This is a genomic window from Streptomyces sp. R44 (assembly GCF_041053105.1).
GTDB lineage: Bacteria > Actinomycetota > Actinomycetes > Streptomycetales > Streptomycetaceae > Streptomyces.
This window is the reverse complement of the sequence record NZ_CP163444.1, coordinates 3,462,251-3,474,280: the sequence shown is the minus strand read 5'-3', so window position 1 is coordinate 3,474,280 and position 12,030 is coordinate 3,462,251. Positions and strand designations below refer to the sequence as shown.

The window sequence follows — 12,030 nt, the reverse complement described above, 5'->3', positions numbered from 1 at the left end:
TCCGTCAAGTCCCGGCGTTTCCGGGTCACTTGGCGCACACCTGCTTGTCAGCTGCTACCTTCTCCAGATCCTTCGGCGCCTTTGCCGGTCCGGTGATGGGCACCCCCGCGCCCTTGAAGTCGGCGCCGAGGACGAGCGTCATGGGCTCGCGTTCCCCGGCGTTCTGCGTGCCCGGCTTGAGAGCCGTGGCCGGCAGACCCATCATGTCCGCGAGCTTGCGGGCCTGATCGGCCTGGTTCGGTGCGTACTCGAGCGTGGTCTTCGCCGCCTTCTCGGGGGCGTTGCTCTTGTTGGTGGAGCGGTTCACACCCTGGTCGTTCTGCAGCCAGACGATGGTCGACTGGGCCGCCCCCCGGATGCCACTGCCGTTGTAGACGTCGACGCGCACCTCGGCGGCGGTGGACCGGGTGCCCTTGAGGAGCGCGGCCTGCGCGTTCTTGGCGTCCTGCTGCTGCTTCTTCACCTCGGTGAGCGAGGTGTCGGACTGGAGCATCGCGAACAGCTGCGGTGCCTTGACCGGGTCGGGGACGACCGTCGCCCTGATCTTCTCGGCGGGGTTGTCGATGACCGGGAGCGTCGTGAACGCGATGTTCTTGGCGTCGATCGAGGACAACTCGCGGGCCAGGCCCTGGAGCTTGGTCAGGTCACCTATGCCGGAGTCGACGGTGAGCGCGCTCGTCGCCGCGTTGGCGAGGTCGAGGAGCTTGCCCGGGTCCGTCAGCGTGTCGTCCGACTTCATCTGGCGGATCATCGAACTCAGGAATTGCTGCTGGACCTTGATGCGGTCCAGGTCGCTCTCGTTGCCGAAGCTGTGCCGGGTACGGACGAAGGCGAGGGCCTGCTCGCCCTGGATGACCGACTCGCCCGCGGGCAGCTTCAGATGGGACTTCGGGTCGTTCACGGCCTTCTCGACGCAGACCTTCACGCCGCCGACCGCGGTCGTCATCTCCTTGACGGCGTTGAAGTCGGCCATCATGAAGTGGTCGACCGTCACGCCGGTCAGCTCCTCGACCGTACGCATGACACAGCCGGGGTCGCGGCCGTTCTGCCCGAGGCTCACGTTGAAGCGGACGTCGGACTCGCCGGGGATCGTCTTGATGGTCCCGTCGGTCTGGCGCGTCTGGCAGTCGGGGATGTCCGTCTTCATGTCGCGCGGGATGGACAGCGCGGTGGCGTTCGTCCGGTCCTTGGAGACGTGGAAGAGGATCGTGGTGTCGGCGTGGCCGGGGCTGTTCTTGTCGCCGTAGCCCGCGTTGCCCTCGCCGGTCCGCTTGTCGGTGCCGATGACCAGGATGTTGAAGGCCTTGCCCTTGGCGAAGCCGGCGTTGGTGTCCTTGCCGACGACGTCGACGACGTCGAGGTTGTTGTTGAGCTTGTTGTAGATCGCGTACGCACCGGCCGCGCCGCCCACGAGCACGAAGGCCATCGTGCCGCCGGTCCACAGCAGGACCTTCTTCTTGCGGCTCGCGCCCTGCTTGCGCTTGCGGCGGCCCTGCGCCGGGATCTGGCCGCCATCGGGCTCCTCGGCCCTGCGGCGGCGCTGGCCGGGGACGGGCGCCTCGGACGGCGCGGGTGCGGTGGAGGGGGATCTGCGGGAGCGGGACGGGGACTGCGGCCGCGGCTGCCCAGCGGAGCGGTCCAGTCGCAGTTCGTAGTTGCCCGTCTGCGGGTTGAGGACCCACTGGTCGGCGGGGTCGATCTCGTCCGCCCGTCCACGGCTGTGCGCGTCCACGGTTACTCGAGTCCTCCGTCGGTGCCACGCGAGGCGCCTCCCCCACAGGGCGCCGCTCTCTCGGTCGTTCGATCCTTGGTGAGTGCGACCACGCGGTCGAGGTGCACCGGATCGCGTCACACTATCCGCCCAGTTCAGCGTGGGGCGACGTCCGTGACAAATTCCACGCCCCTTACAACCGGGCAATTTGCCCAAACCTCATCGCTCCCCGCGCTCCCTTTGGGATGCGCTTTACTCGCACACCCCTTCCGCAGCGTTCCGTCCCGTGAAGGTCGGTGTCGCGGAGGGCATCGGTGAGTCCGCGTCATCGGGCTTCCCGTCCTTCTTCTCGTTGTCGGGTGTCACCAGAACGGGCTTGTCCTCACGCAGCTGCTTGAAGAGCTCACTCGCCGCCGGTTGTACGAGTTCGTCCCGGTTCGCGTCGTACCGGTAGGACCGGCGCGGGACCGTGAGGAACTGCACCTTGTCCGTCGGGATGGCCCGCATGCCCCGCGCGAGGTCGTACAGGTCCCGCAGCGAGTCGAGCCCCGGGTCCGTGGTGATCGCCTTCGTGGCCGCGTCCAGGACCGGGTAGAGCTTGGTCGGGTTGAGCAGCACCCCGTCGCTCTGCACCTTGTTGACGAGGGCGCCGAGGAACTGCTGCTGGCGGTCCATGCGTTCCGTGTCGCTGCCGTTCCCGATCGACTTGCGGGCCCGTACGAAGCCGAGGGCCTGCTCCCCGTTGAGCGTCTGGCGGCCCGCGGGCAGCTTCAGCTTCGCGTCCCGGTCGTTCACCGGCTCCTTGAGGCAGACCTCCACCCCGTCCACGGCGTCCACCATCTTCTTGAAGCCCCGGAAGTCGATCACCATGTGGTGGTCGACCCGGATCCCGGTCAGCTTCTCGACGGTGCGGATCGTGCACGCCGTCCCGCCGAACTCGAAGGCCCAGTTGAACTGAGCGAACTGCTCCCGCGTGCGGGTCCCGTCCGGCTTGCGGCAGCTCGGGATCGTCACCATCAGGTCCCGGGGCAGCGAGACGGCCGTCGCGCTCGACTTCCCCGCCGCGAGGTGCAGCAGGATCGTCGTGTCGGAACGCTGGGTGCCCCGGTCCCTGCCGTACTTGCGGTTCCCCTCGCCGGCCCGCGTGTCCGAGCCGATGAGCAGGATGTTCCGGGCGGCCGAGGTGCCCGCGGGCGGGCGCTCCTTCTCGTACTTCTCCAGCTCGGCGGCGGCGGTGGTGTCCGTGGTGATGTTGTCGTCGAGCTTGCGGTAGAACCACCAGCCGACCCCGGCGGCGGCCAGCACGACGACCGCGCAACCGAGGGCGGTCCAGCGCAGCCAGTGGCGCCGGCGCGGCTTCTCCGGAGCGCCGGGTGCCGTGTCCTCGTCCTCCGTGGCCGGGGGATCCGGTTCGGCGGGCGTGCCTGCGCGGTCCGTCACGTCAGGGTCCGTCCTTCAAGGCGTCGGCGGCGCGCCGGGCGTCCACCGGTCACTGGAGGAGACGGCCGAACCCGACGCATGGTTGTGCGGAAGGAGTCGACTCCCCCCGGGCCGATCATGTACCGGACTCGGCGTACGGACCCGGGGACTCGGCGCGGTGGTAGGCCGAACGAGTGGGGCCGGTACGGCTCAGAGCGCCGTGTGCGTGACGCGCTCGCTCTCCACGCGCTTCTCCAGACCCTCCGGGGCGAGGGCGTCCAGGTTCCGGCAGAGCACCACCGAGCCGCCTGCCGCCAGGGGCGCGTACAGGCCTGACGAGAGGCCCTGCCAGTCGTCGTAGCCGAGGCCGGAGAGGAGGCGGGAGCCGGGGGCGAGGCCGAGGGTCGCCGCGTCCGCCCGGGCCTGCTCGACGAGCTCGGCGCCGCTGCGTTCCGTACCGTCGACGACGAGCGCCGGAGCCTCCGGATCGACCGGTACGAACGGGGCGAACCGGTCGCCCTGGCTCGGCACCTCGACCGCGTAGTCCGCGTAGCCGGCGGGCGCGGCCGGGAAGCGGCGGCCCAGCGGGGCCAGGGAGAGCGCGATCCGCTCCCCGGAACAGGCGAGGCCCGCCTCCAGGGTGTCCGGCCCCGCGACCACGACGTCCGCGTCCGCCGGGTCGCCGCCGACCTCCGCGACCACGCCGACGGACGAGCAGGCGAGCAGCCACACGGCGCTCTGCCAGTGCGCGGGCAGCAGCAGCGCGAGCCGGTCGCCGGGCCCGGCGGACAGCTCGCCCTGGAGCAGGTTCGCCGTCTTGGCCACCCAATTGGCGAAGGTGGCGACGGACAATTCCACGCGCTCACCGGTGGCGTCGTCGTAGAAGGTGACCAAGGGGCGGGCGGGGTCCGCGGCGAGCGCGGATCGCAGCAGGTCGGCGGGGGTGCGGTCGCTGGCGTTCACGCCCGACAGCGTACGCGGGCGGGCGCGCGGGGGTCCGCCGTACCGGTGACGGCGTCCTCCGGTCGGACCGACGGCCCGTCAGTTTCCGGGCGCGTTCCCGGCGCGCGGAACGGCCCGGCGATCCGCACGATCGGCCCATGCGTGCCTCACTCGCCTCCTCGATCGCCGTCACCTGCGCGGCGGTGCTCGCCCTGCCGGTCTCCCTCACCGTGCCGGCGGCGGCCTCGGCGCCACCCGCGGCCGCCTCCGCACTGCCACCCGCGCCCGAACTCCCGGGCTCCACCCAGTCGCTGCCGCTCGAACCACTCGGCGCCGCCACCCGGTCCCTGGGCGGCACGGCGACCGGCTCGGGCGAGCAGGGGCTCACCCGACGCGACGTCAGGCCCTTCTCGCTCGTCGGCGTCGTCTGGGACGACCCGGCGGCCCCGCTGCACGGCACCGTCCAGGTCCGCACCCGCGCCACCGGCGGCGCCTGGTCGCCGTGGCAGGACGTGGAGACCCACAACGAGGAGCACGGTGCCGACCCCGACACCGCCGAGGGCTCCGCCCGGGTGCTCCGCGGCTCCACGGCCCCGCTGTGGGTGGGCGACTCGGACGGCGTCGAGATCCGCGTACGGGGGGAGGAACCGCTCCCGGCGGGCCTGCGGCTCGAACTCGTGGACCCGGGCGAGGCCCCGGGGCAGGACGCGCCGGCCGGGCCCGAGGCCCCCGCGCCCCACACCCGCAGCGCCAGGACTCCGGCCGCCCCGGCCGGCCCGAGCGCGGCGGAGGCGGCGGCGAGCGCGGTGAACGCCCAGCTCGCCCCGTACGGCGCGGCCTGGATCCCGGCCCTCTCCAAGGAGGAGACGGAACTCACGGCCCGGGCGATGCCCCAGCAGGCGGCGGCGGCACCGGCGGCCGCCCAAGCCGCCCAGGCCGCTCCGGCAGCCCTCGCGGCGAAGCCGTACATCGGCCCCCGGCCCAAGATCATCACCCGCAAGGGCTGGAGCGCGGACGAGAGCATCCGCGAGAAGGGCTTCGTCTACACGAAGACCATCAAGGCGGCCTTCGTCCACCACAGCGCCACCGGCAACAACTACACCTGCAAGCAGGCCCCCTCCGTCCTGCGCAGCATCTACCGCTACCACGTGAAGAGCAGCGGCTGGCGGGACTTCGGCTACAACTTCGCCGTCGACAAGTGCGGAAACATCTACGAGGGCCGGGCCGGCGGCGTCGCCAAGCCGGTCATGGGCGCGCACACCCTCGGCTTCAACACCAACAGCATGGGCATCGCCGTCCTCGGCACCTTCAGCAAGAGCAACCCGCCCGCCGCCGTCGTGACCGCCGTCGCGCGCCTGACGGCCTGGAAGCTCGGGCTGCACGGGGTGAATCCGAAGGGCACGTCGTACCTGATCTCAGGCGGCGGAAACCTGTACAAGAAGGGCAAGCAGGTACGGTTCAACGCCATCGCCGGACACCGCGACGGATTCGCCACGGAATGTCCCGGCGGACGCCTGTACGGCAAGCTCGGCACGGCCCGCGCGACCTCGGCGAAGTACCAGGGAAGGCCCTGATGGGGTCTCGGATGCGGTCAGGGAGGCAACCATCTGCATAAACTGACCGGTCATATCGCACGGACGACCGAGACGGGCGAGCTGACCGGCCCCGAACAGGAAGCAGAGACGACAAGGTGACAGAAGCGATCCTCCTGGTCGGTGGCAAGGGCACACGGCTGCGACCCCTCACGGTCAACACGCCCAAACCCATGGTTCCGGCGGCGGGCGTCCCCTTCCTGACCCATCAGCTGGCCCGGGCCCGCGCCGCCGGCGTCGAGCACATCGTGCTCGCCACCTCCTACCTGGCCGAGGTCTTCGAGCCGCACTTCGGTGACGGCTCGTCCCTCGGCCTGAGCCTGGAGTACGTCACCGAGGAGGAGCCCCTCGGCACCGGCGGCGCCATACGCAACGTCGCCTCGCGGCTGCACTCGGGCCCCGACGAGCCGGTCCTCATCTTCAACGGGGACATCCTCACCGGCCTGGACATCCAGGCCCTCGTCGAGACCCACTCCTCCTCCGGCGCGGACGTCTCGCTCCACCTGACCCGGGTCGAGGATCCGCGCGCCTTCGGCCTGGTCCCCACGGACGCCACCGGCCGCGTCACGGCCTTCCTGGAGAAGCCGCAGACGCCGGAGGAGATCGTCACGGACCAGATCAACGCGGGCGCGTACGTCTTCAAGCGCTCGATCATCGACGCGATCCCCACGGGCCGCCCGGTCTCGGTGGAACGAGAGACGTTCCCGGAGCTCCTCTCCTCCGGCGCCCACCTCCAGGGCATGGTCGACTCCACCTACTGGCTGGACCTGGGCACCCCGCAGGCCTTCGTCCGCGGCTCCGCCGACCTGGTCCTGGGCCGCGCGCCCTCCCCGGCCGTCCCGGGCCGCTGCGGCGACCGCCTGGTCCTCCCGTCGGCACGCGTCGCCCCGGACGCCAAGCTGACCGGCGGCACGGTGGTGGGCGCGGACGCGGTGGTCGGCGAAGGCGCCCGGGTGACCGGCTCGACCCTCCTCGCGGGCGCGATCGTCGAACCCGGCGCGGTGATCACGGACTCGCTCATCGGCGCGGGCGCCCGGATCGGCGCCCGTACGGTGGTGAGCGGGGCGGTGATCGGCGACGGCGCCCAGGTGGGCCCGGACAACGAACTCCGCGACGGCGTCCGCATCTGGTGCAACACCACCCTCCCCGCAGGCGCAGTCCGCTTCTCCTCAGACCAGTAGCCCACCCCGTTGTGGGCGCGCTTCCGCCGTTGTGGGCAATCGTTCCTCCCCCAGACTTCGTCCGGGAGGTGCCCCCAGGGCGGAACGGGTGGGCACAACGGAACGGCGCCCTCGCCGGCGCCAGAGGCTTCCGCGCCTGAACCCGCACCCCGTGGCGCCGTCCAGCCGGTGCGGGTCAGGGCCCGGAACGCGGAGGCGCCGCGAGAGGGCGCCGTCCCGTGTGCCCACACCGGGCTACGCTCATACGCATGGCCGGCCGCTTCACACCCCACCCCACCCGCACGACAGTCCGCGGCGGCCACATCCCGCTCCCCGTCACCGAAGACGCCCCCCTGGACCTCGGCCTCACCCTCGGCCCCCTCCGCCGCGGCCCCGCCGACCCCACCTTCCGGGCGACCCCGGACGGCTCGGTCTGGCGGGCCAGTCGCACCCCGGACGGCCCCGGCACGCTCCGTATCGGGATCGCCGAGGGCAAGGTGGCCGCCGAGGCCTGGGGCTCCGGAGCGGGCTGGCTCCTGGACCGCCTCCCGGCCCTCCTGGGCGCCGAGGACGACCCCTCCGCCTTCGTCCCCCGCCACAAGCTGGTCCTGGCGACCCACCGCCGCCGCCCGGGCCTGCGCCTGACCCGTACCGGCCTGGTCCTGGAGTCGCTGATCCCGTCGGTCCTGGAGCAGAAGGTCACGACGCACGAGGCCTACGGATCCTGGAGGACGCTCGTACGGAAGTACGGCGAGCCGGCCCCGGGCCCGGCCCCGGACGGCATGTACGTGATGCCGGACGCGCGCGCGTGGACCCAGATCCCGTCCTGGGAGTGGCACCGCGCGAACGTGGACGGCAAGCGCTCCGCCACGATCGTCCGCGCGGCCCGGGTCGCGGCCCGCCTGGAGGAGGCCGCGCACATGGACGGACCGGCGGCCCGCAGCCGCCTGGAGCTGGTCCCGGGCATCGGCCCCTGGACGAGCGCCGAGACGATCCAGCGCAGCAACGGCGCCCCCGACGAGGTCACCACCGGCGACCTGCACCTGCCGGGCATCGTCGGCTGGGCGCTCGCGGGCGACCGTACGACGGACGACGAGGCGATGCTGGAGCTCCTGGCCCCGTACGCGGGCCAGCGCCACCGCGCGGCCCGCCTGATCCTCCTCAGCGGCCGCGTACCACCGCGCCGGGCGCCCCGTATGACACCCGGGAACATCACCGCCCTCTGAGGAGCCGACGAGAAGCGCGTCCAAGCAACCCTTCTTCGTCGAACGGGCGACTCAGGACGTCCTGCCGACGGTGCGCTTCAACGCGTACGCGGACGGCCTCCCGGACGAGACGATCCTCGTCCGGGTGCTGTACCACTCCTGACCGAAGGCCCTACCTGACCTCGACGAACTCCGAGGCGAGCCGTGCGGGCCGGTCCTTCGGCGGGGCGGCCGGATGCCCGATCGCCACGGCCCCCATGGGGTCCCACTCCTCCGGCAGCCCCAGGACGTCCCGTACGACGTCCCGGCAGAACATCGTCGAGGACACCCAGGCCGAACCCAGCCGCTCACCGGCGAGGGCGACGAGGAAGTTCTGCACGCCGGCGCCCGTCGCGACCACGAACATCTCGCGCTCGGCGGCGTCCCGGCGCGGGTCGCCGTAGTGGTGGGAGCCGTCCATGACGAGGCAGGGCACCGCGAGGTAGGGCGCGTTGCGCAGGACGTCCCCGCGCCGGACCCGCTTCGCGATGGACTCCTCGGACTTGCCGTCGCGTCGCAGGTCCGCGATCCACGCGTCCCGCATCGCGTCGAGCAGCCGGGTCCGCGACCCCGCCGACTCCAGGAGCACGAACCGCCACGGCGTGGTGTGGTGCGGCGCCGGGGCCGTCACGGCGGCGGCGACCGCGCGCCGGACCGCGCCCGGGTCGACCGGCTCGTCCGTGAACTCCCGTACGGTCCGCCGCAGCGTCACCGCCTCGCGTACGGCCTCCGAGGTCCCGAGCCGGAACATGTCGTCGGCGGCCCCGCGTACGAGCGCCCGCGCGCCCTCCTCGGCGTCGCCGCCCACGACTTGGGGCAGTCCGCGGACGACGGCGACGGGGAGCCCCGCCGCCTTGCCCTTCACCAGGTCGCCGGCGGCGGCGAGTTCGTCGGCGGTGGCGACCACGGTCGCGCTCAGCGGATTGCCGTGCGCGTCGGTCCCGCCGCGCAGGTCGTCGAGGACCCGCACCCCGGCCGCCCCGATCGCCACGTCGGTGAGCCCGGTGCGCCAGGGCCGCCCGAAGGTGTCCGTGACGACGACGCCCACGTCGACGCCGAGCGCCTCGCGCAGCCCCGAACGGATGCGCCGCGCCGAGGCGTCGGGGTCCTCGGGCAGCAACAGCACGGTCCCGGAGGGGGTGTTGGAGGCGTCGACCCCGGCGGCGGCCATGACGAGCCCCTGCCGGTTCTCGACGATGCGGAGCGTGCCGCGCCGCGCCACCACCCGTACCGTCTCGGCGTCGATGGCCTCCTCGCGGTCGTCGGCCGCGATCACCCGCCCCTCGGCCTTGCTGACGATCTTGGAGGTGACGAGCAGGACGTCCCCGTCGACGAGCTCCGGCGAGACGGAGGCGATCAGCTTGGCGAGATCGTCCCCTGCGGCCACCTCGGGCAGCCCGGGAAGCGCCCACACCCGGAAGGAGGGAGCGGCGCCGCTCACCCCCGTACCTCCTCGGCCAGCGCCAGCGCCTCGCGGGCCATCGCGGCCGTCGCGTCCACGTCCGTCATCATCAGCGGCACCGCGCGGCACGCGATGCCCGCCGCCTCGACCTCCGCGACCGCGCCCGCGTCCACGGTGTCGACGAGCCAGCCGCCGACGAGTTCGGCGCCGTAGTGCAGGGCGACCGCCGCCGCCGTGGACTCCACGCCCACGGCCGCGAGGACCTTGTCGGCCATGCCGCGCACGGGCGCGTCGCCGACGATGGGGGAGAGGCCCACGACCGGCGCCCCGGCCGCGACGACCGCTTCGCGGATCCCGGGCACGGCCAGGATCGTCCCGACGCTCACCACCGGGTTGGACGGCGGGAAGAGGATGACGTCCGCCTCGGCGATGGCCTCCAGGACGCCCGGCGCGGGCTTCGCGGCCTCCGCGCCGACCGCCACGACGGCCTTCGCGTCGACGGAGGCGCGCAGCTTCACCCAGTACTCCTGGAAGTGCACCGCGCGCTGCTCGCCGTCGGCCTCGATCGCCACGTGCGTCTCGACGCGGTCGTCGGACATGGGGAGGAGGCGCACGCCGGGCTGCCAGCGGGCGCACAGCGCCTCGGTGACGGCGCTCAGCGGGTAGCCCGCGCCGAGCATCTGCGTACGGACGATGTGGGTGGCGAAGTCCCGGTCGCCGAGGCCGAACCACTCGGGCCCGACCCCGTACGCCGCGAGCTCCTCCTTGACGGTGAAGGACTCGTCCGTGCGTCCCCAGCCCTGTTCCTCGTTGATGCCACCGCCGAGGGTGTACATCACCGTGTCCAGGTCGGGGCAGACCTTCAGCCCGAAGAGATGGATGTCGTCACCGGTGTTGCCGATGACCGTGATCTCCGCGTCCGGCGCGGCCTGCTTGAGGCCGCGAAGGAAACGGGCACCACCGATGCCGCCGGCCAGAACCACAATGCGCATGCAGACAGTCTGTCAGCCGAAGGCTGATCGCATGAGGGGTGGTGGTCGGGAGACGGGCGGGCCTGTCAGGCGACGATCAGTCCCGGGGCGGCCGGGGCGCACTGCGCCTGGAGCGACTCGTGCATCGGCATCTCGGTGAGGCCGGGGAAGTAGACGTGCAGGCTGACGGCCGGTTCGAGGGAGTCGTTGACGACCTCGTGGACGTACCCCGGCGCGAAGACCCGCTGCGCGCCGCCGTCGAGGGTCCGCACGCCCCGGTCCGTCCGCTCCGTCAGCTCGCCCTCCAGGACGGTCAGCACGCCGGAGGAGACGCCGTGGTCGTGGAGGCCGCTGCCCTGTCCGGGCACCCAGGAGAGCAGCCACACCTCGTAGCCGGGGCCGGTGCGCAGGCGGTGGTACCAGCGGGTGGTGGCGTCGTACTCGACGTACGGGGCCCACTGGGAGCGGTCCTCGGCGATGGAGCGCGCGAGGCCGGCGAACTCGGCCACGGTGACGGGGTGGGCGCGCTCGGGCTGGAGCAGGTGCGGGACTTCGAGGATGTCGCCGGCGATCTGAAGGTCGCTGTCCATGTTCATGGGATGGGGAGGTTCCTCAGCAGAAACAGAAGCGGTGGGGGGTCACGGAAGAGAGGTGACACGGGTGACGCAGGGTGACGCTGGGAGAAGAAGCTGGAGCTCTACGGCATCAACAGCTGGGACAGCAACAGCAACAGCGCGCCTGGACAGCGCGGCGGAACCCACGGCTGTGGGTCGCGGAGGGCGCTGCGGTCGCTGGCATGCCACCAAAGGTGGCCGGAGGGGCACCCGACTGTCAACTCAATGCCCGATTTGGGGGTAATGTTTCACCTCATCCGGTTACCGTGCCCGGAGAAAGGTTTGTTCAGGTGCGGACCAGGAGAGATGGCGCTTCGACCGCGCCTTTAAACATGGATGGGCGTGATCGGACTGTGATCCAGATCGCATCCATGGCCGGATCGCAACAAGATCCAAGTCCTGGACGTCCTCCCCTGTGAGGGTGTCGCGGCGCGGTCGAGCCAGCGGCATGTGTCACGTTTTTTGGTGATTTGAACACTTTCCGCATAGGCTTGGTTCCGCAGAGTGAATACGGGGCCCAATAGCAGATCTCGGCTTGACTCGCACAGAGCACGAACTTGTAATTTCACTCGTGTCGTTCGGCCGGGTTCGCCCCGGCAACATCACGGGGACGCACAGAACAGACGAGGGGCGCACATGACCGAGTTGTTCCAGGAACTGCTGGTCGAGGACGCGGACGAGGAACTCGGCTGGCAGGAGCGCGCGCTGTGCGCCCAGACCGATCCCGAGTCCTTCTTCCCCGAGAAGGGCGGCTCGACCCGCGAGGCCAAGAAGGTCTGCCTCGCCTGCGAGGTCCGCTCCGAGTGCCTCGAATACGCCCTGCAGAACGACGAACGCTTCGGCATCTGGGGCGGCCTCTCCGAGCGCGAGCGACGCCGCCTGAAGAAGGCCGCCGTCTGAACCGCGCACAGCCCGCCGGCCCCCGCGCCCCGGCGCCCACACCTGAACACGACGAACGGTCCGCCCCTGTGCACC

Annotated in this window: 10 protein-coding genes; 4 read left to right on the top strand and 6 right to left on the bottom strand. The window is 71.7% G+C overall.

What is annotated here, in order from left to right:
* Positions 1–25: 25 nt before the first annotated feature.
* From AB5J54_RS15945 to AB5J54_RS15935, 3 genes are all read right to left on the bottom strand, one after another.
* On the bottom strand, positions 26–1,732 hold the full coding sequence (locus AB5J54_RS15945; RefSeq protein WP_369144571.1) for an LCP family protein: 1,707 nt from the start codon (positions 1,730–1,732) through the stop codon (positions 26–28).
* A 231-nt stretch (positions 1,733–1,963) separates the two neighbouring features.
* Positions 1,964–3,151: an LCP family protein gene (locus AB5J54_RS15940; protein WP_369144570.1), complete on the bottom strand. Its 1,188-nt coding sequence runs from the start codon at positions 3,149–3,151 to the stop codon at positions 1,964–1,966.
* Between the two features lie 189 nt (positions 3,152–3,340).
* Complete coding sequence (locus AB5J54_RS15935; protein ID WP_369144569.1) at positions 3,341–4,093, bottom strand: TIGR03089 family protein; 753 nt, start codon at positions 4,091–4,093, stop codon at positions 3,341–3,343.
* Between the two features lie 137 nt (positions 4,094–4,230).
* On the opposite strand from AB5J54_RS15935, the gene AB5J54_RS15930 reads away from it, so the two are divergent.
* From AB5J54_RS15930 to AB5J54_RS15920, 3 genes are all read left to right on the top strand, one after another.
* Positions 4,231–5,646 (top strand): peptidoglycan recognition protein, encoded by a 1,416-nt coding sequence (locus tag AB5J54_RS15930; RefSeq protein ID WP_369144568.1) that lies wholly within the window; start codon positions 4,231–4,233, stop codon positions 5,644–5,646.
* Between the two features lie 116 nt (positions 5,647–5,762).
* Positions 5,763–6,845 carry a sugar phosphate nucleotidyltransferase gene (locus AB5J54_RS15925; RefSeq protein WP_369144567.1) on the top strand — a complete coding sequence of 361 codons (1,083 nt, stop codon included), beginning with the start codon at positions 5,763–5,765 and terminating at the stop codon, positions 6,843–6,845.
* Between the two features lie 248 nt (positions 6,846–7,093).
* Positions 7,094–8,050: a DNA-3-methyladenine glycosylase gene (locus AB5J54_RS15920; protein ID WP_369144566.1), complete on the top strand. Its 957-nt coding sequence runs from the start codon at positions 7,094–7,096 to the stop codon at positions 8,048–8,050.
* Between the two features lie 151 nt (positions 8,051–8,201).
* Here the strand turns inward: AB5J54_RS15920 and AB5J54_RS15915 are convergent, their stop codons facing one another.
* The 3 genes from AB5J54_RS15915 to AB5J54_RS15905 all read right to left on the bottom strand — a co-directional run bounded on the left by AB5J54_RS15915 (position 8,202) and on the right by AB5J54_RS15905 (position 11,037).
* A complete protein-coding gene (locus tag AB5J54_RS15915) occupies positions 8,202–9,509 on the bottom strand; it encodes a coenzyme F420-0:L-glutamate ligase (RefSeq protein ID WP_369144565.1) in 1,308 nt (435 codons plus the stop codon).
* A complete protein-coding gene (gene cofD, locus AB5J54_RS15910; RefSeq protein ID WP_369144564.1) occupies positions 9,506–10,462 on the bottom strand; it encodes a 2-phospho-L-lactate transferase in 957 nt (318 codons plus the stop codon). Before cofD ends, AB5J54_RS15915 begins: the two co-directional genes overlap by 4 nt.
* 65 nt (positions 10,463–10,527) lie before the next feature.
* Positions 10,528–11,037: a cysteine dioxygenase family protein gene (locus tag AB5J54_RS15905; RefSeq protein ID WP_369144563.1), complete on the bottom strand. Its 510-nt coding sequence runs from the start codon at positions 11,035–11,037 to the stop codon at positions 10,528–10,530.
* A gap of 654 nt (positions 11,038–11,691) precedes the next feature.
* On the opposite strand from AB5J54_RS15905, the gene AB5J54_RS15900 reads away from it, so the two are divergent.
* On the top strand, positions 11,692–11,955 hold the full coding sequence (locus AB5J54_RS15900) for a WhiB family transcriptional regulator (RefSeq protein WP_015033978.1): 264 nt from the start codon (positions 11,692–11,694) through the stop codon (positions 11,953–11,955).
* Positions 11,956–12,030: the final 75 nt, after the last annotated feature.